At 62.8% G+C, this 24511-nt stretch carries 21 protein-coding genes; 13 read left to right on the forward strand and 8 right to left on the reverse strand.

Features of this window, described 5'->3' with window-relative positions:
* Positions 1 to 141 precede the first annotated feature (141 nt).
* Positions 142 to 1290, forward strand: coding sequence for an MFS transporter (locus KI797_RS07360; RefSeq protein WP_226172305.1), 1149 nt, complete (start codon positions 142 to 144; stop codon positions 1288 to 1290).
* A gap of 156 nt (positions 1291 to 1446) precedes the next feature.
* On the opposite strand, the gene KI797_RS07365 is transcribed toward KI797_RS07360, so the two are convergent.
* The 3 genes from KI797_RS07365 to dinG all read right to left on the reverse strand — a co-directional run bounded on the left by KI797_RS07365 (position 1447) and on the right by dinG (position 5293).
* Positions 1447 to 2343 carry a histone deacetylase family protein gene (locus KI797_RS07365; protein ID WP_226172307.1) on the reverse strand — a complete coding sequence of 299 codons (897 nt, stop codon included), beginning with the start codon at positions 2341 to 2343 and terminating at the stop codon, positions 1447 to 1449.
* Positions 2344 to 2416: 73 nt separating this feature from the next.
* Entirely contained in the window at positions 2417 to 3076 is a 660-nt protein-coding gene (locus KI797_RS07370; protein WP_226172308.1) for a YccT family protein, read from the reverse strand.
* A gap of 144 nt (positions 3077 to 3220) precedes the next feature.
* Positions 3221 to 5293 (reverse strand): ATP-dependent DNA helicase DinG, encoded by a 2073-nt coding sequence (dinG, locus tag KI797_RS07375; RefSeq protein ID WP_226172309.1) that lies wholly within the window; start codon positions 5291 to 5293, stop codon positions 3221 to 3223.
* Positions 5294 to 5678: 385 nt separating this feature from the next.
* Here dinG and KI797_RS07380 point away from each other — a divergent pair, with 385 nt between their 5' ends.
* The 3 genes from KI797_RS07380 to KI797_RS07390 all read left to right on the forward strand — a co-directional run bounded on the left by KI797_RS07380 (position 5679) and on the right by KI797_RS07390 (position 9284).
* The gene (locus tag KI797_RS07380; protein WP_226172310.1) at positions 5679 to 6803 is read left to right on the forward strand and encodes a porin; all 1125 of its coding nucleotides are present in this window, start codon (positions 5679 to 5681) and stop codon (positions 6801 to 6803) included.
* Between the two features lie 202 nt (positions 6804 to 7005).
* Positions 7006 to 7947 (forward strand): hypothetical protein, encoded by a 942-nt coding sequence (locus tag KI797_RS07385; protein WP_226172311.1) that lies wholly within the window; start codon positions 7006 to 7008, stop codon positions 7945 to 7947.
* Between the two features lie 146 nt (positions 7948 to 8093).
* Positions 8094 to 9284 (forward strand): amino acid aminotransferase, encoded by a 1191-nt coding sequence (locus KI797_RS07390; protein ID WP_226172312.1) that lies wholly within the window; start codon positions 8094 to 8096, stop codon positions 9282 to 9284.
* Positions 9285 to 9356: 72 nt separating this feature from the next.
* On the opposite strand, the gene KI797_RS07395 is transcribed toward KI797_RS07390, so the two are convergent.
* From KI797_RS07395 to KI797_RS07405, 3 genes are all read right to left on the reverse strand, one after another.
* Positions 9357 to 10862, reverse strand: coding sequence for a helicase HerA-like domain-containing protein (locus KI797_RS07395; protein WP_226172313.1), 1506 nt, complete (start codon positions 10860 to 10862; stop codon positions 9357 to 9359).
* A 126-nt stretch (positions 10863 to 10988) separates the two neighbouring features.
* On the reverse strand, positions 10989 to 11483 hold the full coding sequence (locus KI797_RS07400) for a DUF2062 domain-containing protein (RefSeq protein ID WP_226172314.1): 495 nt from the start codon (positions 11481 to 11483) through the stop codon (positions 10989 to 10991).
* The gene (locus tag KI797_RS07405) at positions 11477 to 11995 is read right to left on the reverse strand and encodes a DUF2062 domain-containing protein (RefSeq protein WP_226172316.1); all 519 of its coding nucleotides are present in this window, start codon (positions 11993 to 11995) and stop codon (positions 11477 to 11479) included. Before KI797_RS07405 ends, KI797_RS07400 begins: the two co-directional genes overlap by 7 nt.
* A 28-nt stretch (positions 11996 to 12023) precedes the next feature.
* Here KI797_RS07405 and KI797_RS07410 point away from each other — a divergent pair, with 28 nt between their 5' ends.
* The 5 genes from KI797_RS07410 (at position 12024) to kdsB (ending at position 18258) form a co-directional block, all read left to right on the forward strand.
* Entirely contained in the window at positions 12024 to 14279 is a 2256-nt protein-coding gene (locus KI797_RS07410) for a DNA internalization-related competence protein ComEC/Rec2 (protein WP_226173039.1), read from the forward strand.
* A 114-nt stretch (positions 14280 to 14393) separates the two neighbouring features.
* Entirely contained in the window at positions 14394 to 16163 is a 1770-nt protein-coding gene (gene msbA / locus KI797_RS07415) for a lipid A ABC transporter ATP-binding protein/permease MsbA (protein WP_005331991.1), read from the forward strand.
* Positions 16163 to 17158, forward strand: coding sequence for a tetraacyldisaccharide 4'-kinase (gene lpxK, locus KI797_RS07420; protein WP_226172319.1), 996 nt, complete (start codon positions 16163 to 16165; stop codon positions 17156 to 17158). The genes msbA and lpxK overlap by 1 nt, the downstream gene beginning before the upstream one ends.
* A 153-nt stretch (positions 17159 to 17311) precedes the next feature.
* Positions 17312 to 17512 (forward strand): Trm112 family protein, encoded by a 201-nt coding sequence (locus KI797_RS07425; protein ID WP_005331987.1) that lies wholly within the window; start codon positions 17312 to 17314, stop codon positions 17510 to 17512.
* Positions 17509 to 18258 (forward strand): 3-deoxy-manno-octulosonate cytidylyltransferase, encoded by a 750-nt coding sequence (gene kdsB / locus KI797_RS07430; RefSeq protein WP_218409185.1) that lies wholly within the window; start codon positions 17509 to 17511, stop codon positions 18256 to 18258. The genes KI797_RS07425 and kdsB overlap by 4 nt, the downstream gene beginning before the upstream one ends.
* Positions 18259 to 18348: 90 nt before the next feature.
* On the opposite strand, the gene KI797_RS07435 is transcribed toward kdsB, so the two are convergent.
* Positions 18349 to 18954 carry a response regulator transcription factor gene (locus tag KI797_RS07435; RefSeq protein ID WP_218409184.1) on the reverse strand — a complete coding sequence of 202 codons (606 nt, stop codon included), beginning with the start codon at positions 18952 to 18954 and terminating at the stop codon, positions 18349 to 18351.
* The gene (locus tag KI797_RS07440) at positions 18951 to 20780 is read right to left on the reverse strand and encodes a sensor histidine kinase (RefSeq protein ID WP_226172322.1); all 1830 of its coding nucleotides are present in this window, start codon (positions 20778 to 20780) and stop codon (positions 18951 to 18953) included. Before KI797_RS07440 ends, KI797_RS07435 begins: the two co-directional genes overlap by 4 nt.
* A gap of 166 nt (positions 20781 to 20946) precedes the next feature.
* On the opposite strand from KI797_RS07440, the gene KI797_RS07445 reads away from it, so the two are divergent.
* From KI797_RS07445 to uvrY, 4 genes are all read left to right on the forward strand, one after another.
* Entirely contained in the window at positions 20947 to 22563 is a 1617-nt protein-coding gene (locus KI797_RS07445; protein ID WP_218409182.1) for an FAD-dependent oxidoreductase, read from the forward strand.
* 10 nt (positions 22564 to 22573) lie between these two features.
* Positions 22574 to 22978, forward strand: coding sequence for a cytochrome c3 family protein (locus KI797_RS07450; protein ID WP_226172325.1), 405 nt, complete (start codon positions 22574 to 22576; stop codon positions 22976 to 22978).
* An 11-nt stretch (positions 22979 to 22989) separates the two neighbouring features.
* Positions 22990 to 23586, forward strand: a complete 597-nt coding sequence (locus KI797_RS07455; RefSeq protein WP_218409180.1) for a cytochrome c3 family protein — start codon at positions 22990 to 22992, stop codon at positions 23584 to 23586.
* A gap of 241 nt (positions 23587 to 23827) precedes the next feature.
* Positions 23828 to 24472, forward strand: a complete 645-nt coding sequence (gene uvrY / locus KI797_RS07460) for a UvrY/SirA/GacA family response regulator transcription factor (protein WP_041206003.1) — start codon at positions 23828 to 23830, stop codon at positions 24470 to 24472.
* Positions 24473 to 24511 lie beyond the last annotated feature (39 nt).

Consider the following 24511-nt stretch of genomic DNA (forward strand, 5'->3'; position numbering starts at 1 on the left):
CAGCGGGCACCTCGCGGCTCAGATCCAGGCTGTAGAGTCTGCGCGCAGATAAACACCACCGCCACGGCTCAGCGCCGATTGACAATGGCTTTGGCAGTGGCATGATGCGCTCGCATTTTGACTCTCCCCACGGTTTTATCCATGACCACATACTCCCGGCCAGTGCTGTTATTGCTCTGTGGCCTGCTGCTGTTGACCCTGGCCATCGCGGTGTTGAATACCCTGGTGCCGCTCTGGCTCGCCCATGACCAGCTTCCGACCTGGCAGGTGGGCATGGTCGGCTCCGCCTATTTTTGTGGCAACCTGCTGGGGACCCTGCTGGCGGGGGTGCTGATCAAACGCGCCGGGTTCAACCGCAGCTACTACCTGGCATCCCTGATCTTTGCCGCAGGCTGTGTGGGCTTAGGAGTCACCCTGGGGTTCTGGAGCTGGCTCACCTGGCGTTTCATCGCCGGCATCGGCTGCGCCATGATCTGGGTGGTGGTGGAGAGTGCGCTGATGTGCAGCGGCAACGCGCGCAACCGGGGGCGTCTGCTCGCCGCCTACATGATGGTCTATTACCTGGGGACTGTGCTCGGGCAACTGCTGGTCAGCACGCTGCCGACCGCGCTGATGGATGTGCTGCCCTGGGTGACTGGCCTGGTACTGGCCGCTATCCTGCCGCTCTTGTTCACCCGCATTGTCAGCGAGCAGGGGGAGCCGCAGGGGGCAACCCAGGTGTGGCCCATGCTGCGCCTGCGTCAGGCGCGCCTTGGGGTCAATGGCTGCATCATCTCCGGCATCGTGTTGGGGTCGCTCTATGGCCTGATGCCGCTCTACCTGAACCATCAGGGGGTGAGTGATGCCGGTATCGGTTACTGGATGGCGGTGATGGTGAGCGCCGGCATCCTGGGGCAGTGGCCCGCCGGCCGTCTGGCAGACAAGTTCGGTCGTTTGCCGGTACTGCGGATGCAGGTGCTGGTGGTCATCCTGGGCGCCTTGGCGATGCTCGGCAACCTGGCGATGGGACCGGCGCTCTTCATCCTGGGCGCCGCCGGTTTTACCCTCTATCCGGTGGCCATGGCCTGGGCCTGCGAGAGGGTCGAGCAGCATCAGCTGGTGGCGATGAATCAGGCGCTGCTGCTGAGCTACACCATAGGCAGCCTGCTGGGCCCTGCCTATACCGCGCTCTTGATGCAACACTACTCGGATAACCTGCTGTTTATCATGATCGCCAGCGTGTCCTTCATCTATCTGCTGATGTTGCTGCGCCCCATGAGTGAGCATCCGACGCCAGTGGCTCATGCCTGATGGCTGTGTCTGATGGGAAGGGGCGCCGAGCGCCAGGCATGACGCTGTCCTGTCTCTGGTGACAGGCACTGCAAAACGCAGCTGTGCCCTATATAAGAAGAGGCGGCCCCGGGGCCGCCTTGTTGTTATCAGGGGCTGGCGAGGGGAAAAGGGGCGCTAGCCATAGCGCTTTTTCGCCTCTTCGAACAGAGAGAGGTGCAACGGGATCAACTGCCGCCAGTCGCGCCGATAACCGCCTCCCGGTACGGCGGCGATGGGCAGGCCATGCTTCATCGCATAGTCAAACACCATGGCGTCCCGCTGGCGCACCCCGGCGTCGCTCAGGGAGAGGTAGCCGAGCTCGTCGGCCTGGTGCACGTCGACCCCGGCCTGGTAGAGGATGAGATCGGGGCGGTAGAGGCGCAGCGCCAGATTCAGCGCCTGGCTCAGGGTCTCGAGGTAGGCGTCGTCCTCCATGCCGCTTGGCAGGGCGAAGTCCAGATGGGAGGCGGGTTTGTGGTGGGGGAAGTTGTGCTCGCCGTGCAGGGAGAGGGTGATGATGTCCCGGCTCCCCGTGCACAGGGCGGCGCTGCCATCTCCTTGGTGGACATCGAGATCCACGATGAGCACCTGCTCGCAGCGCCCCTCGTCGAGGCAGGCCCGGGCCGCTATCACCAAATCGTTGAACAGGCAGAAGCCGCTGCCAAAGTCCCTGTGAGCGTGATGATAGCCGCCGGAGATCTGCAGGCCGCAACCCTGTTCGAGGGCGTGACGGCTGGCGGCGACGGTGGCCCCGACCGAGCGCAGGGTGCGTTCAATCAGCATGGGTGACCAGGGAAAACCGAGTCTGCGGATGGCCTCTCTTTCAAGCTGCCCGGTGAGGGCGGCCTCAACATAGTCGGCATCGTGGACCCGTGCTATCTGCTCGCGGCTCGCGGCGGGGGCCTCTGCCAGCGGATAGCCCAGTGCTGCCAGGTGCTGGTAGATCGCCTGGTACTTGGCCAGGGGAAAGCGGTGGCGCTCGGGCAGCGTCAGGGAGGAGTAATAGGGGTGGTAGAAGATGCGCAGGGACATGGCAATAGGCCCGAACTGATATGAAAAAGGGGAGCCAGGCTCCCCTCTATACATAAAGCGACGCGCTGCGCCCTTATTGCTGCTGGATCACCCAGATCTGGAAGGCTTTGCGGGTCTCCGCATCGGCCTTGTTGTACCAGCTCTGCAGCTGGGTCAGGGCTTCCGGATTGCTCTGGGCCTTGCTCGGCGCCACTTCGACCGGCGCGCTGGCGGCGGCCATCACGGCAGCACTGGAGACGGCAACGGTGGCTGGCTGGTTGAAGGCCTTGCCCATCTTCAGCAGCTCCTGCTGATAGTCACGGGTCAGCTGGAAGCCACCCACTTTCGGCATGATGAACTGTTCGCTGGCCAGCGCCTGACCGCTGACCTTGTCCTTGATCACGACTTTCTGCTCTTTCACGAACGCCTTGGCTTCGTCTTCGTTACGGGGCTTCTTGAAATCCAGCATCAGGGTCTGGTTGTCACCGGCGGTGAAGTTGATCACCAGGGGCTCGGCGGTCACCAGCTTGATGTCGTTGCGGTTGGAGTAGTTGCCTTCGAAGGCCACCACTACCTGGTGCTTGCCGGCACTGATGGGGAAGCTGCTGGTCTTCTCCAGCAGCTTGGGATTGATGGATTCGCCATCGATCAGCTGCACCACATAGGGATTGTGTATTTCCAGTTGGCTATCAGCCAGGGCGCTACCTGCCCACAACAGACCAGCCAGGGCCGGCACCAGAACAGTCAGTTTCATTTCATCTCCTTGAACAGTCAGGCGATTGCCCACTGAAAAATAGGGGCTCATTTTTACAGGTTTGCCCCACAGCAGCAATAGCCGTTTATGGCGCCGCCCGGCAGTCAGCTTGCTGACTCATCTGTCAAATAAACCCGACATGCCTCATTCGATACGCCGGGTGAAGGGGGGCAGCGCATCGAGCAAGCCCTTGCCGTAGCGCTTGGTGAGTAGGCGCCGATCGAGAATGGTGACCCGGCCCCGATCGGCTTCCTTGCGGATCAGACGACCACAGGCCTGGATCAGTTTGCGGGACGCCTCCGGTACCGTCAGCTGCAGGAAGGGGTTGCCGCCCCGTTTCTCGACCCACTCGGCGGTCGCCTCCTCCACCGGGGAGTTCGGCACCGCGAAGGGCAGCTTGGTGATCACCAGGTTGGTGAGGTAGTGACCGGGGAGGTCCAGCCCTTCCGAGAAGCTGCCGGTACCGAACAATATGCTGGCCTGACCGCCGTCGCACTTCTGTTTGTGCAGGGTGAGCAGGGCGTTGCGGGACGCTTCCCCCTGTACCAGCAGGGAGAGGCCCTTGGCCCGCAGCCCCACTGCCACCTCGTTCATCTGCCGGTAGGAGGAGAAGAGCACCAGGCTCGCCTCCTTGCCCGCCAGCAGACGGGGCAGGGTATCGACCAGCTCCTGAGTAAAGCCGGGAGCGCTCGGTTCATGGGTCATTTTTGGCAGATAGAGCTCGGCCTTGTGGTACTCGAAAGGAGAGCGCAGGCGCAGATAACGGGTGCCGTCATGCTCTTTGAGCCCCACCTGGTGGCGGAAATAGCTGAAGGAGGAGAGGGCGGTGAGGGTGGCCGAGACCAGCACGGCGCCCAGACAGCGGGACCAGAGCCACTCTTCCAGCAGATAACCCACCTCTATGGGGGAGGCGTGCAGCCAGATGTCCCCATCCTCGCTCCTGGCCATCCAGCGAGCCAGCGGTGTCTTGCCAGTTGGCACGTGGCGGCTCAGCATCTCCCACAGGGCGCAGAAGCTCTCCAGCCGCTGCAGGTGAAAACCGCTCTCCGCCAGCAGGGGCTCGGCCTCCTTGCGACGGATTTCGCCGTCCTTGAGCGCCTCGCCGATGGCGCCCTGCATCCTGTCCAGCGCCCGCAGCGCCTTCTTGCTCGCCTCCTTCAGGTTCTCCGCCAGCATGGGCAGGGGATCGGGCAGCACCCCTTCGGCAAATCTGTGGTGCTGCTCGGAGCCAAACAGCTGATCGTTGCCGGCGAGCCAGTGCTCAAGCGCCTTGAGATCCGGTTGCAGGGAGGCCAGGGCATCCTGCAGTTTCAGCTGGGGGTCGAGCAGGCTCTCCTTGTTCAGCGCCCTGGCCAGCTTGCCTGCGCTCTGCACCAGCTTTTCCAGCCAGCGGCGGGACCCCCTGATGCTGGCCGAGGCGGCGCCGTGATCCCGGGCTATGGTCGGCAGGTGATGGGCCTCATCCAGCACATAGATACACTCGTCCGGTGGCGGCAGTATGATGCCGCCGCCCATGGTGAGATCGGAGAGCAGCAGGGCATGGTTGACCACCAGCACATCGGCGGCATCCATGTCGTTCCTGGCCCGGTGGAAGGGGCAGTGCTGATGATGGCTGAGCGCCTTGTTGCAGCTGTGGCGATCGGCGGCGATGCGATCCCAGCACAGATCCGGGATGGGCTTGGGCCAATTGTCCCTGTCCCCGTCCCACTTCCCCTCGGTGTAGGCCTGCCACAGCGCCTGATAACGCGCCTTGTCAGAATCTGACGGCTTGTGCTTGCTCAAGCTGCCGAAATCGAGTTCGAAATTGGCCATATCGGCGCCGCTTGCCGCTTGTTCAAGCAGATGTTCGCAGCAGTAACGCTGGCGCCCCTTGACCAGCATGAAGCGAAACGGCAGCTCGCTGTGGCGATGGTAAAAGGGCAGGTCCTTGTGGATCAGCTGCTCCTGCAGGGCGACGGTGGCGGTGGAGATCACCAGCTTCTTCTGGGTGAGCCGCGCCACCGGGATGGCGCCCTGGGCATAGGAGAGGGATTTGCCGATACCGGTGCCCGCTTCGGCCACCAGGATACGGCGACTCTTTTCATACTCTCCGGTGAGGGTCTTGGCGATTTCGGCCACCAGAAAATTCTGCTCCTTGCGCGGCACAAAACCGGGTAAACCATCGGCAATCTGTCGATAGGTATTGCGAATAGTGGCTTTGAGGCGAGTCGATAGCATGAATGAGGCCTGACCGTGTCTGGGATGAATGGTCACAGGATACCCGCAACAGGCGGCCTGGGTCGAGGCAAGGCGAGGCAGGGGTTATGGGCCGGGATCCGCACTTATGTCATGGGGTGGATGACACGTGCAATAAACCACCAAAAAAGGGCGTTTCAGGCAGCGAGTATCGCTGTAAACGTTTTCCCTGGGAGGGCAAACAATATGGGATTCAGCTCACAATTTTTTCCCTGTGACTATGGTTTTCTCAAAAAGTTCCAAGTTTTTTCGTTGCGGATCGTAAAACCCGGTGATAGTCTCGGCGGCATAGTGATGCAAAGAACATCGCTAACACAGGGAATAACAAGGACTTAGTGTTTAATTACAGTAGGCATTGGAAACAACTATGAAAAAGACAATTCTGGCTATCGCTATCCCGGCTCTGTTCGCATCTGCCGCTAACGCCGCAGTCGTTTATGACAAAGACGGTGTTACTTTTGATATCTACGGCCGTGTTCAGGCTAACTACTACGCTGACCATAACAAATTTGTTGAAGGCACCCCTGCTGGTTTTGAGTTCAACTCTAAGACTGGCACCGTTGACCCGGTGGCTGCTACTGCAGATCGCTACGAAGATGTAGATGGTGAAATTGTTGGTTCCTCCCGTCTGGGCTGGTCCGGTAAAGTCGCGCTGAACAACACCTGGTCCGGTATCGCCAAGACCGAGTGGCAGGTTTCCGCAGAAAACTCCGACAACAAGTTCAACTCCCGTCACATCTGGGTCGGCTTCGACGGCACCCAGTACGGCAAGATCATCTTCGGCCAGACCGACACCGCGTTCTACGACGTGCTGGAGCCGACCGATATCTTCAACGAATGGGGTGACGTAGGTAACTTCTACGACGGTCGTCAAGAAGGTCAGATCATCTACTCCAACACCTTCGGTGGTTTCAGCGGCAAGCTGTCTTACCAGACCAACGATGATGTAGCTGTCAAAGTGACCGATATCGGTCAAGGCATCAAAGAAGCTGCCGTATATGGCAAAAACGTGAAGCGTAACTATGGTTATGCCGCAGCAGCCGGCTATGACTTCGACTTCGGTCTGGGCTTCGATGCTGGTTATGCTTACTCCGACCTGGAAAGCACTACTTCCAGTGCTTCCGGTGACAAGAAAGAGTGGGCTCTGGGCGCGCACTACGCCATCAACGGCTTCTACTTCGCCGGTGTTTACACTCAGGGTGATCTGAGCTATGACAACACCACCGGTGGTGACAAGGACAAGGGCCGTGGCTACGAGCTGGCTGCTTCCTACAACGTTGACGCCTGGACCTTCCTGGCTGGTTACAACTTCAAAGAAGGCAAGGTTGCTTCCAACTCCGCCGGTGCTTCTTACGAAGACATGGTTGACGAAACCCTGCTGGGCGTTCAGTACAACTTTACTTCCAAGCTGAAGGCGTACACCGAGTACAAGATCCAGGGTATCGACGACCTGGACGACGAGTTCACTGTTGCCCTGCAATACAACTTCTAATCCAGTCTTAATCCGGATTTAGTTGATAAACGGCCAAGCTTGCTTGGCCGTTTTGTTTTATCTGCCTTTCATCTTCCTCATTCCCCGCCGTTTGGCCCTGCGCCAGGTCACGTTGTCTCTTTTCCACCCTTGGCTCCTTTGCCGTAAATCGCTAGATTATTCAATTCGTTGAAAGATGGTCTGCCGACAGGGAAGGATGAGTGTGATCGATTTCAGTCACCCCGAGTGGCGAGCGCTGGCTCAGCAGTTGCTGGACGAAGCGCCCCAGGTTATCCGCGGTCGCCAATGGCAGCCCCTTATCGGCATGCTCAGGGACAATCAGTTGCTGCTCCCCCTTGGCAATCACCGCTATGAGCTGACCCCGGCCGGACGGCGCTATCTCACCCGCGAGCTGATGCTGGCCGAGCTGGCCTGTGCTCCCCCCGAGCCCGAGGAGTGGCTCCATGCCCAGGGTTGGCAACTGGGGGAGCGGGTCAACGAGCGGGTGCTGGCGGCGCTCTATCGCAAGGGAGAGGCGAGCTTCAGTCCGGTCGAGCAGATCAACTTCGAAGACAAGGGGATACGGCTGTGCAGCGATCTGCCGCTGCGCCTGCGGGCCGCCCGCCCGTTCAGCCTGTTCTTCAGCGGTGGCACCCTGCTCGATGCGGCCCCCTGGTTGCACACCCTGGGAGAGGTGGCGCTACCCGCCCGCACCCTGGCGGGCCTTGGCAAGATCCTCTGGGGCGAGGGGGAGATCCAGCGGGTGATCAGCACCGACTCCGTCGGCGTCTTCGCCGAGCTGAGTCTCCCGGACGACGCCTTGCTGGTCTGGCTGCCCGCCCAGGATCCCGGCGCCCTGCAACCCCTGATTGCCGCCTTGCCGCCCCAGACCCTCTGGAGCCACCTCACAGCCCTGGACCCGGCCGGTGTCGACCGGGTACTGGTGTTGGCCCAGCGGCTGGGACGCCCGGCCAGCTGGTGGCTGCCCCGGGAGCTGGCTCCCATCAAGGAGGCCTATGCCGCCCCTCTGCAGGACGCCCGCCCCTGGGAGCCGAGCCGGATCCCCCGTCCATTGCGGGCCCTGTGCAGCGATCTGGTGGAGTCCAGCCGTGGCCTGTCGGCCGAGGTATGCGCCCTGGCATCGGGCTGGCATGCCATCGGCTGAGGGGGGCCGCCATCCCCCTTGAAAAAGCGGTTTTCCCCTATGGAAGGCAGTGGTATAAAGAGTTGACGGAGCGCTCGCCAAAGGGGCGCTTTTGTTTGCCAACCTACTTTGCCAGCCAACGAACTCAACGGAATACAGGGAATACCATGTTTGAAAAGGTTGTTGCCGCCCCAGCGGATCCGATCCTGGGCCTGACCGAAGCCTTCCGTGCCGACTCTCGCAGCCACAAGATCAATCTGGGGGTCGGGATCTACAAGGATGAGACCGGTGCCACTCCTATCCTTCATTGCGTCAAGAAAGCCGAGCAGAAGCTGCTCACCGACGAGAAGACCAAGAACTACCTCGGTATTGAAGGCAATATCGAATATGGCCGCATAGTGCAGCAACTGCTGTTCGGGCAGGATTCCGCCCTGGTCGCCAGCGGCCGCGCCAAGACAGCCCAGGCGCCGGGTGGTACCGGTGCCCTGCGCATCGCCGCCGAGTTCGTGGTGCGCAACGGTCTGGCCAAGACCATCTGGATCTCCGATCCCACCTGGGCCAACCACGTCAGCGTGTTCCAGGCCGCCGGCCTCACCGTCAAGTGGTATAAGTACTACGATGCGGCGACCAAGGGTCTCGACTTTGCCGCCATGCAGGCGTCGCTTTCCGAAGCGCAGGCCGGCGATCTGGTGCTGCTGCACGGCTGCTGCCACAACCCGACCGGCATAGACCCCACTGCTGATCAGTGGCGCGCCCTGGCCAAACAGAGCGCCGCCGCCGGCTGGCTGCCGTTGTTTGACTTCGCCTATCAGGGTTTTGCCCGTGGTATAGAGGAAGATGCCGAGGGGCTGCGCATCTTCGCCGAGTGCCATGACGAACTGCTGGTAGCGAGCTCCTTCTCCAAGAACTTCGGCCTCTACAACGAGCGGGTCGGTGCCTTCACCCTGGTCAGCGCGACCAAGGCGATTGCCGACGTGGCCTTCACCCAGGTCAAGACCGTCATCCGTGCCAACTACTCCAACCCGCCGTCACACGGCGCCGCCGTGGTGACCACCATCGTCAGTGACCCGGCCCTCTATGCACAGTGGGTGGAAGAGGTGGCGGCCATGCGGGTGCGCATTCGCGAGATGCGCGAACTGCTGGTAGAGAAGTTGGCTGCCCTCGGTGTGAGCCAGGACTTCAGCTTCATCCGCGAGCAGAACGGCATGTTCTCCTTCTCCGGTCTCTCCAAGGATCAGGTGGAGCGCCTCAAGAGCGAGTTTGCCATCTACATCGTCGGCTCAGGCCGGATCAGCGTGGCCGGTATTACCCGCGCCAACATAGATCCCCTGTGCGATGCCATCGCCAAGGTGCTGTAAGCACAACCATCGGCATCCGCTCAGTCAAAAGCCCGCCATGTTGGCGGGCTTTTTCATGCCTGTTTTTCGGTATCAGCGGCGCCGTTTGCTGCCCCCTAGCAGGGAGCCCAGCACTCCGCGCACCAGATGACGTCCCACCTCGTTGCCCAGGGTGCGGGCCACACTCTTGGCGGCGGTCTGCACCACGCCGTCATGCTGGCCACCGCGCGGGCCCGTGCGCCCGAACAGGATGCCGTTGAGAGCATCGAGCAATCCGCCCCCCTGCTCCGACGGGGTCTGGGGAGCATCATCCGAGGCGGCTGGTGCCCCGCCATTGAGGCGCTCGAAGGCGGATTCGCGATCCTCGCGGGTCTCGTATCTGCCGTGGAGCACAGACCCCTGGATCAGGGCCTGCCGCTCGGTGTCGCTCAGAGGACCTATGCGACTGGCGGGCGGGGCGATGAAGGCGCGCTCCACCACGCTTGGACGCCCCTTCTCGTCGAGCAGGGAGACCAGGGCCTCGCCCACCCCGAGCTCGGTGATGACGCCGGCCGCGTCGAAGGCCGGGTTGGCCCTCAGGGTGTTGGCGGCGATACGCACCGCCTTCTGATCGCTCGGGGTAAAGGCGCGTAGGGCGTGCTGCACCCGGTTGCCGAGCTGCCCCAGCACACTGTCGGGAATGTCGGCCGGGCTCTGGGTCACGAAATAGACGCCGACCCCCTTGGATCGGATGAGGCGCACCACCAGTTCAATTTTTTCCAGCAGCGCCTTGGGGGCGTCGTTGAACAAGAGATGTGCCTCATCGAAGAAGAACACCAACACGGGTTTATCGGGATCCCCCACCTCGGGCAGCTGCTCGAACAGCTCGGAGAGCAGCCAGAGCAGGAAGCAGGCATAGAGCCGGCTGGACTGGGTGAGCTTGCCGGCCGCCAGCACATTGATGTGGCCGTGGCCGGCCCCGTCGGTCTGCAGCAGATCCTGAATGTCCAGCATGGGCTCGCCGAAGAAGTGGTCCCCTCCCGCGCTCTCCAGAGTGAGCAGGTTGCGCAGGATGGCGCCGATGGAGGCGGTCGACACATTGCCATAGCGGATGGTGAGGGATTTGGCGTTGTCTCCGGCAAACTGCACCATGGCGCGCAAATCTTTCAGATCGAGCAGCAACAGCCCCTCGTCGTCCGCCACCTTGAACACCAGCTCCAGTACCCCGCTCTGGGTGTCGTTGAGGCCGAGCAGACGGGCCAGCAGCAGAGGCCCCATATCGGAGATGGTGGCGCGCACCGGGTGCCCCTGCTCGGCGAAGAGATCCCAGAACAGGGTGGGGCTGGCGGCAAAAGCGGGGGTCGGGATGCCGAGCTGGGCCAGACGGGCATCCAGCTTGGCCGATGGAGTGCCGCCGGCGCCGAGGCCGCTGAGATCCCCCTTCACATCCGCCAGAAAGACCGGCACCCCGAGGCGGGAGAACCCCTCTGCCAGCACCTGCAGGGTGACTGTCTTGCCGGTCCCCGTGGCACCTGTGATGAGGCCGTGGCGGTTGGCCATGGCGGGCAGCAGGGAGATGGGTTGGCCATTGGCATAGGCCAGCGTCAGCGGTTGGGCCATGGTGAACTCCTTGTCTTGGCAGGTAGCGGCAAGCTGAGGGCTACAAGGAGTGTGGTGGCAGAGCCAAACGATGGCAAGGCGGGGCGAGTTGCGGCCTACAGGGAACCCGAAGGTCGGGGAGGGGGCTCAGCGGGAGTGGCTCAGCCTGCCCAGTTGCAGCATCAAGAGAGTGAGCAGGGCCCCGGTGGTGGCGGTCAGCACCGCCAGCAACAGGCTGCCGAGCAGGAAGGGGGGCACCAGGGTCGCCGCCTCATGTTCCAGCCAGTGCAATGACCAGGTGAGGTGAAACGGCTCAGGCGTCTGGTGCAGCACCAGGCAGCCGGTGCGATAGGCATAGAGGTACATGAAGGGCAGCGTCAGCGGGTTGTTGAACCAGACCGCCAGCAGGGCCAGCGGCAGGTTGAGGCTGAACGCCAGCGCCAGTCCGACCGCCACCAGGGAGTGCATGGGAATGGGGATCCAGCTGGCAAAGAGGCCGGCCGCCACGGCGCCGCTGAGCGCCCGGGTGCCACCCTGCCAGAGGGCGGGGGTCAGCAGGCGCTCACCAAACAGGGCGAACCACTTCTGCTGGCGCAGGGTGTCGGGGTTTATCTTGATTCGGACCAGCCAGCGGCTCAGCATGCCCGCGCCCCCTTGCGCTTCTGCCACTGGCGCACCGTGTTGATGCGCCAGAAGGTGCGGATGAGGGTGTAACCCAGCAGCGAACTCAAGAACGCGAGCACCAGGGATCCCAGCAGCAGCGGCGGGGCCAGGGTTTCAAATACCGAGACCAGCCATGCCCAGGTGAACTGGATATCGATGTGCTGGGCGGGGTGGCCGAGCAACTGGCAGCCCACCAGGTAGGCGCCATAGAACAGCGGCGGCATGGTGACTGGGTTGGAGAGCCAGACCAGGGCGACCGAGAGGGGCAGATTGACCCGAAAGAGGATGGCGCCACCAGCCGCCAGCAGCATCTGGCAGGGGAGGGGGATCCAGGCCATGAAGAGGCCGACCGCGAAGGCACCGGCGGCGGAGCGGCGGTTGAGGTGCCAGAGGTTGGCATCGAGCAGCAACTTGCCGAACAGCCGCAGGTGCTTGTGCTCCTTGAGCTTGTCCTGATCGGGCAGCCAGCGTTTGATGAGTCGTTTGGGCATGTTTGAAACCTTGCTAAATACTTGCTCCATGGATCTGCGTCTGTTGTCGTTTGCCCTGGGGGCAAGCTCCTCACTGCTCTGGCCCTGGTTACCCTCTACTGCATGGGGCGGCGCACTGCTGGCTTTTGCGATCCTGCTCGCCCATGGCCGCCACTGGCGGCTCTTGTTTCTGGTGCTCGGGGTGCTCTGGATGCAGTTGAACCTGCAGTATCGGTTGACCTGGCTGGACAAGCTGGAGACACAGACCAGCCACATCATAACCGCACGGGTGCAAAGTACGGAGTCCTCAGGCGATAAACCACGAGATAAATTTGCCCGCCTGCTGCTGCGGGTCGAGACGTTGGACGAGCAGCCCCTCGGGATGGCCCCCCTCGTCAGGATCAATGCCTACCAGGCACTGCCGCCCCTGCCGGCAGGCAGTCGCATTACCCTGGTGAGTTCTCTCAAGCCCGCCCACGGGTTGGCCAACGAGGCTGGCATGGATGGGCGGCGCCTGTTGCTTGGCAAGGGGATCACGGCGACCGGCAACCTGCGCCGTCTCATTGAGGTCCAGGCGTCGACCCCGGGGATGCGGGAGCGCTGGCTGGCCGCTGCCAGCACCGCCTGGCAGGGGCTGGAGCAGGCCCCCTTGCTGGCGGCGCTCAGCTTCGGGGAGCAGGGGGGCATCACGGATGCCCAGTGGGATCTGTTTCGCGGCAGCGGCCTGACCCACATCATCGCCATCTCCGGCCAGCATATCGCCCTGGTGGCGGTGCTCGGCTGGTGGCTGGGGCGGCTGCTGGGATTGAGGGGGGCCATTCTGATCTCCCTCTTGTTTGCCGCCGTCTACAGCTGGCTGGCGGGTTTTGCGGTGGCGACCGAGCGGGCCCTCATCATGGTGCTGGTGTGGAGCTTGCTGCGCTGGCTGAAGCGGGACTGGCCCAGCCACCGCATCTGGCTGTGGGCCTTCGTGGTGCTCGTGCTCTGGGATCCCTTTGCCCTCTACTCGGCCGGCTTCTGGCTCTCCTTCATGGCGGTGGCCCTGTTGTTGCTGGCGAGCCTGCTGCACGCGCGCCCCGGGCTGGTGCGTCTGCAGTGCCTGCTGCTGCTCGGGTTGCTGCCCCTGCAACTGCTGCTGTTCGAAGGCATGGCCCCGCTGGCGCTCCTGATCAATCTGCTGGCGTTGCCGCTGTTCTGTCTCGGCATCATTCCGCTGGCGCTCATCGGCGTGCTGCTGGCGCCGCTCTCCAGCACTCTGGCTCATGCCCTGTTCTGGCTGTCCGATCTGGGGCTGACGTGGGTGTTGTGGGGACTAGACCTGCTGGCGGACCATCTGCAGCTCTGGTGGCCGGTTCCCGGCTGGCTGATGCCCGTCAGCACCTTGCTGGTGCTGCTGTGGGGGGCCTGGCACTTGCCGGGAGGGCGCGGCTTGCTGCTCCCGGTGGGGGCAGCCCTGTTGCTGGGGGCTTGGCCAGCTCCCACACCCTGGCAGGTGCGGGTGCTGGACGTGGGGCAGGGCTTGTCGGTACTCGTCACCCGCGGCGAGCGCGGCATCCTCTATGACACCGGGGATCGCTACCCCGGCGGTTACAACATGGCGGAGGCCGCCATCCTGCCCGTGTTGAACCGGCTCGATGTGCGGGTACTCGATGCCCTCATCATCAGTCACAAGGACAGGGACCATGCGGGCAACCGGCAAGCAATGTTGCAGGCGATGCCGGTGCGCCGCGAGCTCTCTTCGTTCGGCTTCGCCCGCAGCACGACCCTGTGTCGCCGTGGTCAGCGCTGGCACTGGCAGGGGCTGGATTTTCGCGTGCTCTGGCCCGAGCGGCCGGGGGTGGGTCGCAACAACGACAGTTGCGTGGTGCAGATAAGCGATGGCCGGCATCGTCTCCTGCTCAGTGGCGACATAGAGCAGGAGGCGGAGCGCCGCCTGCTGGCCCTGGAGAGCAAGGGAGAGGGAGACGTGTTCGCCAGCACATCTGCCAGTACTCGCTTCAGCACCCTCGCCAGCGCCGTGCTGGTGAGCCCTCACCATGGCAGCCGCACCTCCTCGACCCCGGGCTTCGTGGCGGCGGTGAACCCGGATGTCGTCATCCACAGCGCCGGTGACAGGAACCAGTGGCAGTTTCCCCGCCCCGAGGTGGTGGCGAGATACCAGGGCGCCCGTCAGTGGGTGACGGGGCAGGATGGCGCCATCCTGATCGAGTTGGGGGAGGCCGGACTCGAGATCCGGCCCGAGCGCGAGCAGGGCCCCTGGTACAGGCGCAATGGCCACTGGTGGCGGCCCAGGCTATGGCACTAGGACTCTCCCTCGGCCGTTATTTCCCTTTGGGATGGGCCTGGGTTATGGCAACGCTTGGTGTAATCCTGCGCTTTGGCTAGAATACCCCGTCATTTCCCTTATTAACGGCTATTCATGCAACAAGAAACCTCACAAGAGAGCTGGCCCGTCTTCAAACGTCTGCTCGGTTATGTCCGGGATCGCAAACTGGGTCTGGTGGGCGGCATCATCGGCATGCTGGGTTATGCTGCCGTGGATACCACCTTCGTCTACTCCATCAAGCCGCTCATCGATCAGGGCCTCAACGGCAACGACAGCAGCGTGCTCAAGTGGATGCCCTTCTTCGTGCTCGGCATCGTGGCCCTGCGCGGTTGCGCCGCCTTCCTCTCCAACTACTGCATGGCCTGGGTCGGCAACCATGTGGTGATGCGGCTGCAGCAGCAGGTGTTCAGCCACCTGATGGCCATGCCCATGAGCTTCTTCGACCGCCAGAATACCGGCAACCTGCTCTCCAAGGTGACCTATGACGCCGGTCAGGTGTCGTCAGCCGCGAGCTCCACCCTGGTGTCTCTGGTGCGCGAAGGGGCCACCGTCATCGGCCTGCTCGGCCTGATGTTCTGGCACTCCTGGCAGCTGTCGGTGATCTTCCTGGTGGTCGGCCCCGTGGTGGGGGTGCTGATTGGTCTCATCAGCCGTCGTTTCCGCAAGATTAGCCGCCACATCCAGCAGGCGGTGGGTGACATCACCACCTCCACCGAGCAGATGCTCAAGGGCCATAAAGAGGTGCTGATGTTCGGCGGCCAGCAGGTGGAGGACAAGCGCTTCTATCAGGTCAGCAACCGGATGCGCCAGCAGACCATGAAGATGGTGGCGGCCGACGCCATCGGCAGCCCCATCGTCCAGATGGTGGCCTCGGTCGCCCTGGCGGTCTTCCTCTATGTGGCGACCATCGACTCGGTCAAGGCGACCCTGACCGCGGGCACCTTCACCGTCATGGTCACCTCCATGATGATGCTGCTCAAGCCGCTGAAAAGTCTGACCGACGTGAACAACCAGTTCCAGCGCGGCATCACCGCCTGCCAGAGCCTGTTTGGTCTGCTGGACTCCACCCCGGAACAGGACACCGGCACCCGCACCCTGGAGCGGGCCCGTGGGGAGATCGAGTTTCGCAACGTCACCTTCACCTACCCGACCAAGGATACCCCGGCGCTGCACAACATCAGCTTCAAGGTGGAGGCGGGCAAGTCCGTTGCCCTGGTGGGTCGCTCCGGCTCCGGCAAGAGCACCATCGCCAGCCTGCTGACCCGCTTCTATGACATAGAGCAGGGGGAGATCCTGCTGGACGGCGTCAACATCCGCGAATACAAGTTGAGCGAGCTGCGCAAGCAGTACGCCCTGGTCTCCCAGCATGTCCACCTGTTCAACGACTCCGTGGCCAACAACATCGCCTACGCGGCAGAAGAGAAGTACAGCCGGGAAGAGATCCAGCATGCCGCCCGCATCGCCCATGCCGACGAGTTCGTGCGCAAGATGCCGGAAGGCTATGACACCGTCATCGGCGAGAATGGCGCCTCCCTCTCCGGTGGTCAGCGCCAGCGCATCGCCATCGCCCGCGCCCTGCTGCGTGATTCCCCGGTACTGCTGCTGGACGAGGCCACCTCGGCACTGGATACCGAGTCCGAGCGCCACATCCAGGCGGCCATCGACGAGCTGTGCAAGGCGCGCACCTCCCTGGTGATCGCCCATCGTCTCTCCACCATCGAGAAGGCGGACGAGATCCTGGTGATCGACGAGGGTCATATCGTCGAGCGCGGCAACCATGATGCCCTGATGGCCCAACAGGGCACGTATGCCCAGTTGCGGGCCATTCAGTTTGGCAACGTCGCTGTGAGTAACAAGGGCTGATGCTGGAGCGTCTATGGTACGGCAAGAGTGGCTGGCGCTGGGCGCTGGCTCCCTTGGCCCTGCTGTTTGCCCTCGTCAGCGGCGGGCGCCGCTTCGCCTACCGGCGCGGCTGGTTCAGCACCTATCGCGCCAGCCTGCCGGTGATCGTGGTGGGCAATATCTCGGTCGGTGGCAACGGCAAGACCCCTGTGGTGGTCTGGCTGGTGGAACAGCTTCAAGCCCGTGGCTGGCGCCCCGGCGTGGTCAGCCGGGGTTACGGTGGCAAGGCGCCCCATTACCCTTATCGGCTCGATAAGCAGAGCACCACCGCCCAGGCGGGGGATGAGCCTGTGCTCATCGCAAGGCGCTGCGGCTGCCCCGTGGTGGTGGCGCCCAAGCGCGCCGATGCGGTACGGCTGCTGGAGCAAAGCGGCGAGGTGGACATCATCATCACCGACGACGGCCTGCAGCACTACGCCCTGGCCCGGGACATCGAACTGGTGGTGGTGGATGGGGCCCGGCGCTTCGGCAATGGCTGCCTGCTCCCCATGGGGCCGCTGCGCGAACCCATGACTCGCCTCAAGCGGGTCGATGCCATCATCTGCAACGGTGGCACTCCGGCCCAGGGGGAATACCCCATGGCGCTGGTGGCGGCAGCGCCGCGCCGCGTGTGCGACGATGCGCCCCTCGAGGCCCCCCTTGCTGGCCCTGTGGATGCACTGGCGGGCATAGGCCATCCTCCCCGCTTCTTTGCCACCCTGACCGGACTCGGTTATGAGCTGGCAGAGCGTGTCGGTTATGCGGATCATCAGGCCTTTGATCGGGATGAGCTGCTCGCCCGCTTCGGCGCGCGCCCCCTGCTGATGACGGAGAAGGATGCGGTCAAGTGCCGGGCCTTCGCGCCAGCGCACTGGTGGTATCTGCCGGTCAGCGCCGAGTTGCCCGCCACCCTGCTCGATACCCTGCTGCCGCGGTTGCCCCCGCTGCAGGCGTCCGGCCCCGACCATGCACATTGAATGGCGCAAGATCATCGCCTGCACGACGTCATCGCTCGTGCGGCACAATTGCAAGGAGCCGGGTTCCGGCTCCGGCGATGGAACATTAAACTGCTCGGCAGCCTAGCCCGCCCGAGATCGTCGCTTGCTCGACATCGTTGAAGGAGTTTCGTTTTGGCACTGGATATCAAATTGCTCGACATCATCGCCTGCCCGGTTTGCAAGGGGAAGCTGCACTATCAACCGCAATCGGACAAGGCTGCCCATGAGCTGATCTGCCGTTTCGACAGACTGGCCTATCCGCTGGAGGAGGGGATCCCCGTCCTCCTGGAGAACCGGGCGCGTCATCTGCCCCTGGAAGAGCTGAAGCCATGAGTTTCGTCGTCGTCATTCCTGCCCGTTACGCCTCGACCCGCTTGCCGGGCAAGCCGCTGGCGGACATCCATGGCAAGCCCATGGTGCAGCACGTGGTGGAGAAGGCCCTGCAATCGGGCGCCGATCGGGTGATCGTCGCCACCGACGATGAGCGGGTGCGGCAGGCGCTGCAGGCAACCGGCGTCGAGGTGTGCATGACCTCGCCGGATCACCAGTCCGGCACCGAGCGCCTGGCCGAGGTGTGCCGTCACTACGGCTTTGCCGCCGATACCATCATCGTCAACGTGCAGGGGGATGAGCCGCTCATTCCGCCCGTCATCATCCGTCAGGTGGCGGACAATCTGGCCGCTGCCACTGCACCCATGGCGACCCTGTCTGTACCGATCAAGGATGCCGAAGAGGCGTTCAATCCCAATGCGGTCAAGGTTGTGACCGACAAGGATGGTTACGCCCTCTACTTCAGCCGCGCCAGCATTCCCTGGGACAGGGATCGCTTTGCCAAGAGCCACGAGCAGATTGGCAATCACTATCAGCGCCACATCGGCATCTATGCCTATCGCGCCGGTTTCATCCAGCGTTACGTGGACTGGGCGCCGAGCGCGCTCGAGCAGGTCGAGGCGCTGGAGCAGCTGCGGGTGCTCTGGTACGGGGAGAAGATCCACGTGGCCCAGGCGCTTGAGGCCCCCCCGGTCGGGGTGGATACCCAGACCGATCTCGACAAGGTGCGTGCCCTGCTGGCCCCCTGAGATCAGTTTGCTAATCAAAAAAACGGCGCCAATAGGCGCCGTTTTTTTGATTGTCGCCGGGGCCGTCCGCACCATGGCCGTTCGAGCCGGCTAGCGGATCTGAGCCTCGGCCAACTGCTGCACCAGCTGGAGCGGGGTCGTACAGCCCATCTTCTTCATCATGTTGTGGCGGTGAATTTCGACGGTACGCAGGGCGATGCAGAGCCGATCCGCTATCTGCTTGTTCTGCATCCCCTCCTGCACCAGTGCCATGATCTCCCGCTCTCTTGCCGACAACCGTTCGAGCCGCGTCTGCAGTGCACGGCGGGCATGCAGCCGTTCATGCAACTGGCGGCTGTGGGCGCAGGCGCGGCCTATCGCCTCCAGCAGCACGTCGGAGTCCACCGGTTTCTCCAGCAGGTCGAAGGCGCCCTGCTTGAAGAGACTCACCGTGGTGGCGACATCCGCCTCGCCGGTGAGGAAGACGATGGCAAGGGTATTGGGTATCCGGTTGAGCGCCTCTTGCAGCTCGCCACCGCTCATCCCCGGCATGCAGAGATCGAGGATCAGGCAACCCGGCTGGTCGAGATCCGCCTCGGCCAGGAAGCGGCGAGCCCCGTCGTAGCTCTGCAGCGTGATCTGTATCGCCTCCAGCAGCCAGCTCAACGACGCCCGTACTGTGGGATCGTCGTCCACCAGATAGACGTTTTCTCTCATTGTTGCGCTCCCTGATCGGCCTGCGGGTGAAGTGGCAAAGAGAAGGCGAGCACCGCTCCCTGTGCCACCTGCTCCGCCCAGATAGTTCCCTGATAAGACTCGATGATCCGCTTGCAGATGATGAGGCCAAGCCCCAGCCCCTCCTTCTTGCTGGTATGAAACGGCACGAAGAGATGGGCCCGCTGTGCCTCGGTCATGCCGGTGCCATTGTCATGAATGCTGATGACCACCCGATCGGCCTCGATCCGCTGGCGGATGGCGATGAATGGCGGCCGCGTGTCGGGGTTGAGTGCCACCGCCTCACCGGCGTTGCACAGCAGGTTGACCAGCACCTGCTGCATCAGGGTGGGATCGACCCGCAGCAGGACCGAGTCTCCTTCGGGCAGGCTCAGGGCGATGCGCTGGCGCCTGAACTGATCCCGAAAGAGCGGCAGGGTGCACTGCAGCAGCTCATCAAAGGAGACGGCGCTATCCTGCGCCTCGCCCTTGCGCATGAAGTTGCGCAGCCGGGCGATGATCCCCTTGGCCTGGGTCACCTGAGCGAGGGCCAGCGTGAGCCCCTGCTCGACATCGGCCAGCGCCGGTGGCTGGGCCGCCAGGCGCAGCCGGCAACCCGCCAGGTAGTTGTTGAGCGCCATCAACGGCTGGTTCAGTTCGTGTGCCATCCCGGCCGCCAACTCACCGGACAGCAGCACCCGCTGCGCCGAGAAGAGCTGCTGCTGTTGCTGGCTCAGGCGCTCGGCCGCGAGCCGATTGTCGGTCAGCGCCTGGGTGAGTTGCAGGTTGCTCTCCTTGAGCTGGCGGGTGCGCAACTGCACCAGGTGTTTCACCCTCAGGTGATAGCCCCCCAGCAGCAGCAACAGCCCCAGGGCGATCAGCAACCAGCCGCGATAGTGATGCCAGATCTGCAACGCCAGCGGCTGCGCGTTGGCGGCGTCGAGCTGCTGTTGCAGGGCGATGACGGCGGCGTCCTTGACCGGCGCCGTCCAGTGCAGATAGTGACCCGCCCTGGCGGCATCCGAGTCGGCAGGTATTTCCAGCAACACTCTGGCGAGATCCCGGGCGAAGGCCTCGTTGACGTGCGCCAGCCTGGCCAGGCTGAGGGAGGGGTAGAGCGGGGTCGAACTCTGGCAGGGGAGCGCGGATTGGGGCTGCGGCAGTATGACCCTGAATTGATCGGCCCTGTAGCGTCCCTGAGCGATGGCCTGCTCCAGGATGCAGGTCGGCAGGATCGCCACCTCGGCGCTGCCGTCTTGCAGCAGGTGCAGCAGATCCTCTTGCGGCAAACCGGCAAACAGCAATCCGGGGAATGCCTCTCTGGGATCGAGTCCGGCCTTGAGCCAGAGCCCCTGGATGATCTGAAAACCACCGAAGGCTTCCGGACTGGTGGCGACGATGCGCTGGTGCCCCAGCATTTGCCAGTCGGTGATAGGGGGGCCATCGGCACGGGAGATGAGGGTCGAGCCGACCGCCTGCTCGGCGGAGCCCTGCAGGGGGCTGAGGCTCAGCAGGCGTACCGCATCATGTTGGCGCTGGTAATCGAGAAACTTCAGGCCATTGCTGATGACGAAGTCCAGGGTGCCGGAGGCCACGAGCTGATTGAGGCTGCTCACGTCCCCGCTCACGAGCCGGAACTGGTATTGCGGCAAGCGCCGGTTGAGATAATCCACCGTCGGTTGCCAGCGAGCCTTCTCGGCGTCGGGCTGATCGAAGGTGATGACACCGATGCGGATCACCGGCCTGAGGCTGGTCTGCCACTCCTTGGCGACGAGCGGCCCGAGCCAGCCGAGCCAGAGCAGGGAAACGCAGAGGAGGACGCGGCCCATGAGATTCGTTGCTCCTGATAGAGGGAAAGGGCGATTAGGGCACTATCCGGTACTGTCTGGTCCTTGATCCAGATCAAGGTCGGCACCGATCTGCGGTCAGCCACTATAGAGCGGCGGACGCGCATTATGGAGCATGAGGCTCTTCTTCAATAGCAGAGAGTTCATCATGCCAGAGCAGTCCAACCGTTCCCGGCGCGATTTTTTGACCAAGGGCCTGCAAACGGCAGCCTTTGCGTCCATCGCTACCGCCATCCCCAGTGTTGCCAGCGCCGGCCAGAGTCCAGGCTGCATCGATCCGACCCAACTGCCCTGGGACGAGGAGATGGACATCCTGGTCATTGGCAGCGGTATCGCGGGCTCGGTCGCGGCCATCAAGGCGGCGGAGACCCGTGCCGGTATGAAGATCGTCATCGCCGACAAGATGTCTCGCCTCGGTGGCTCCTCGCTGATCTCCGGCCTCAACATGGCGGTGGTCGGCTCCGAGTGGCAGAAGGCGATGGGGGTAACGGATGACAGCTGGGAACTGCTCTATGCAGACATGGAAAGAGAGTCCAGGGGCTTCAATCACCCGGACATCAGCAAGGTGGTGGCGCAAAACAGCCTGACGCTGTTCAACTTCATGGCCGATCACGGGGTCGAATACGACAAGAGCATGGGCAACGGCACCGGCGTGAAGGATCTCGGCGGCCACTCCCGCGCCCGGGTCGTGTGGCCGAAGGAGGGCGGCACCGGTGTCATCAAGAACCTGCACGCCTACATGGCCAGGCACCTGCCCAACATCGAGATCCGCAAGCGGGTCAAGCTGGAAGAGATCTATCGGGATGGCGGCGGGCGCGTGGTGGGGGTGCGGGTCAGGGAGGAGTATTTCTTCGATCTCGATACCCCGGACTTTGGCCGCAATGACGATCCCGCCTTCAACGGCACCGGCGTCACCAGGTTCTACAAGGTGAAGCGGGCCTTGGTGATGGCCTCCGGCGGTTTCAACCAGGATCGCAAGTTCCGCGGCGATGAGATAGGGGTGTTGCACGACTGCGTCTCTACCGCCAGCCCCGGCGCCACAGGCGGTGCCCTCAAGTGCATGATGCAGGCGGGCTTCAAGCCGGTGCACATGACGCTGTTCCGCTTCGCCTTCGCCATCCCCACCGAAGACATCAACTGGGGCATTCTGGTAAACCCGCAGACCTGTCGGCGCTTCATCAACGAGCACAACAACAATGACCGCCAGGGGCTGGGGCTCGCTATCCTGGCCGAGCGGCGCAAGCTCAAGCCCGGTCAGCAGGCGATCCTCATCTATGACCAGACCGGGGTAGACAGCTACCACGACAAGCAGCGGCTGCATCTCTCGCTGGAGGCGAAGAACGGCACCGAGGGCACCATCTGGAAGTTCGATACCCTGGCGGCGCTGGCGGCCCGTTTCGAGATGGATCTGACCAGGCTGGAGGCGACCATCGCCGAATACAACGGGAACATGGCCAGGGATCAGGATGCCTTCGGCAAGCCGAAATCCGTGGTGGGCAAGGCCACCGCCATCGGCAAGGCGCCCTATTACGCCATGTACCTCAACCCCCGTTACAACTACAGCCAGGGCGGTGCTCTCATCAGCCCCAGGGCAGAAGCGCTGGACGTGATCAGCCAGCAGCCCATTCCCGGCGCCTTCGTGTGCGGTGAAGCGGCCGCCGGGACCTTCGGCTACATCCGGCTGACCGCCTGCAGCAGTCTGGACAGCGGTGTCTACGGCATGATCGCTGGTGAAAACGCGGCTAAAACAGAGCCTTGGGCCTAAGGAGCGAGGGATGAAATCATTACTCCTGGCCCTGATGGTGCTGGCCAGCCTCTGCGTTGGCACCGTCGCCCTGGCCGAGGCCCCGGTCGGCGCGATGACGCCAGCCCCGGCGACCCATGGGCTCAAGCCCCATCACGGCAAGCTCGGCTTCACCTGTGAGAATTGTCATCAGGGTGGGGATCCCAAGCAGTACCAGCGGCTCAAGACCGAGGATTGCCTGGCCTGCCACGGCAGTGCGCAGAAAGTGGCGAATCGCACCCGGTTCATGGATGCGAACCATACCAACCCGCACAACTCGCTACACGACAAGCTGGATCTCGATTGCTACGAGTGCCACGCCGAGCACAAGCCGTCCCACAACCTCTGCCAGACCTGCCACGACAACACCCGTGACTGGTTCGGTCCCACTCCCTAGGAGCCCTCGCAATGAATCGAATGAAGTTCGGCCTGCTCCTGGCCTGTGTGGTGGGCCTGGTCTCCATGGGGATCAGCCTGATCGGGGCCGAGGTGGTCAAGGCGACGGGGGGTGAGCAGTTCTGTGGTGCCTGCCACGAGATGCAGCCCATGGTGGAGGCCTATCGGCATGATATACACGGAGGCAACAACAGGGTGGGCTTCAAGGCGGAGTGTGCCGACTGCCACCTGCCCCATGACAATACCTTCAACTACCTGCTGAAGAAGGCAACCAGCGGTCTCAACGATGTCTACAAGGTAACGCTGACGGACACCAGCCAGATCGACTGGCTCGGCAAGCGGGAGCGGCGTGAGGAGTTTGTGTACGACTCGGGTTGCCTCTCCTGCCATCAGGGGCTGCTGGAAAAGACCGTGGCCAGCAATCCCAAGTCGCTGGAGATGCATGGGCACTACCAGAAGATGCAGCAAAATGGGGAGGCGCTGCAGTGCGTCTCCTGCCACCTGACCATAGGGCACAACGGCGAACTGCGCAGCAGGCTCAATGAGACCCAACCGGAGTACAAGTTCCAGCATGATCGGCTGATGCAGGAGGCGGCCAGAGCCAAGTAAGGAGAGCCGATGCCGTCTGAAAAAGCCCGGGATGAAAATCCTGGGCTTTTTTTCATCAGGGCGGTCCTAACGGCCATTTCTTGGTTGAATTTTTATATAATTATTTGATTAGAAACAGTATTTACGAGCGCTTTCAAACTTTTCCCGGCCATGGTTTGCCAAATCAACGAGTTTGGTTATGATGCAAGACGCCGTGTTAACCCTAACTGGCATATAACGAGATAAAAAACGGGGTGTTTGGGTGATTAATGTATTCCTGGTCGATGATCATGAGTTGGTGCGTACAGGGATAAGACGCATTTTGGAAGATGTCCGCGGGATCAAGGTGGTGGGCGAGGCACAGAGCGGGGAAACCGCCGTGGCCTTCTGTCGGCAGCATCACCCTGACGTGATCCTGATGGACATGAACATGCCGGGCATCGGCGGCCTGGAGGCGACCCGCAAGATCCTGCGGATCCGGCCCGATGTGCGCATCATTGTGCTGACCATTCATTCCGAGAATCCGTTCCCCACCAAGGTGATGCAGGCGGGGGCCGCCGGTTATCTCACCAAGGGGGCCGCGCCGGACGAGATGATCCACGCCATTCGCCTGGTGCACTCCGGCCAGCGTTACATTTCCCCCGAAATCGCCCAGCAGATGGCCCTCAGCCAGTTTGCCTCGGCGGACGAGAATCCCTTCAAGTCCCTCTCCGAGCGTGAGCTGCAGATCATGATGATGATCACCAAGGGGCAGAAGGTGACCGACATCTCCGAGCAGCTGAACCTGAGTCCCAAGACGGTCAACAGCTACCGCTACCGGCTGTTCAGCAAGCTGAACATCAACGGTGACGTGGAGCTGACCCACCTGGCCATTCGCTATGGCATGCTGGATGCCGATACCCTGTAACGGGCGGCGTGTAGCCATCAAAGGCGGCCTGTGCCGCCT

This window comes from Aeromonas media, from assembly GCF_020423125.1.
Classification (GTDB): domain Bacteria; phylum Pseudomonadota; class Gammaproteobacteria; order Enterobacterales; family Aeromonadaceae; genus Aeromonas; species Aeromonas media.

Excerpts from the sequence above, each read along its gene's own strand:
- msbA (WP_005331991.1), top strand. The coding sequence starts at position 14,394 with ATGCAACAAGAAACCTCACAAGAGAGCTGGCCCGTCTTCAAACGTCTG.
- KI797_RS07370 (WP_226172308.1), bottom strand. The coding sequence starts at position 3,076 with ATGAAACTGACTGTTCTGGTGCCGGCCCTGGCTGGTCTGTTGTGGGCA.
- KI797_RS07455 (WP_218409180.1), top strand. The coding sequence starts at position 22,990 with ATGAATCGAATGAAGTTCGGCCTGCTCCTGGCCTGTGTGGTGGGCCTG.
- KI797_RS07450 (WP_226172325.1), top strand. The coding sequence starts at position 22,574 with ATGAAATCATTACTCCTGGCCCTGATGGTGCTGGCCAGCCTCTGCGTT.
- KI797_RS07410 (WP_226173039.1), top strand. The coding sequence starts at position 12,024 with ATGGATCTGCGTCTGTTGTCGTTTGCCCTGGGGGCAAGCTCCTCACTG.
- KI797_RS07360 (WP_226172305.1), top strand. The coding sequence starts at position 142 with ATGACCACATACTCCCGGCCAGTGCTGTTATTGCTCTGTGGCCTGCTG.
- kdsB (WP_218409185.1), top strand. The coding sequence starts at position 17,509 with ATGAGTTTCGTCGTCGTCATTCCTGCCCGTTACGCCTCGACCCGCTTG.
- KI797_RS07405 (WP_226172316.1), bottom strand. The coding sequence starts at position 11,995 with ATGCCCAAACGACTCATCAAACGCTGGCTGCCCGATCAGGACAAGCTC.
- KI797_RS07390 (WP_226172312.1), top strand. The coding sequence starts at position 8,094 with ATGTTTGAAAAGGTTGTTGCCGCCCCAGCGGATCCGATCCTGGGCCTG.
- KI797_RS07395 (WP_226172313.1), bottom strand. The coding sequence starts at position 10,862 with ATGGCCCAACCGCTGACGCTGGCCTATGCCAATGGCCAACCCATCTCC.
- lpxK (WP_226172319.1), top strand. The coding sequence starts at position 16,163 with ATGCTGGAGCGTCTATGGTACGGCAAGAGTGGCTGGCGCTGGGCGCTG.
- KI797_RS07435 (WP_218409184.1), bottom strand. The coding sequence starts at position 18,954 with ATGAGAGAAAACGTCTATCTGGTGGACGACGATCCCACAGTACGGGCG.
- KI797_RS07400 (WP_226172314.1), bottom strand. The coding sequence starts at position 11,483 with ATGCTGAGCCGCTGGCTGGTCCGAATCAAGATAAACCCCGACACCCTG.
- KI797_RS07380 (WP_226172310.1), top strand. The coding sequence starts at position 5,679 with ATGAAAAAGACAATTCTGGCTATCGCTATCCCGGCTCTGTTCGCATCT.
- dinG (WP_226172309.1), bottom strand. The coding sequence starts at position 5,293 with ATGCTATCGACTCGCCTCAAAGCCACTATTCGCAATACCTATCGACAG.
- KI797_RS07440 (WP_226172322.1), bottom strand. The coding sequence starts at position 20,780 with ATGGGCCGCGTCCTCCTCTGCGTTTCCCTGCTCTGGCTCGGCTGGCTC.
- KI797_RS07445 (WP_218409182.1), top strand. The coding sequence starts at position 20,947 with ATGCCAGAGCAGTCCAACCGTTCCCGGCGCGATTTTTTGACCAAGGGC.
- KI797_RS07365 (WP_226172307.1), bottom strand. The coding sequence starts at position 2,343 with ATGTCCCTGCGCATCTTCTACCACCCCTATTACTCCTCCCTGACGCTG.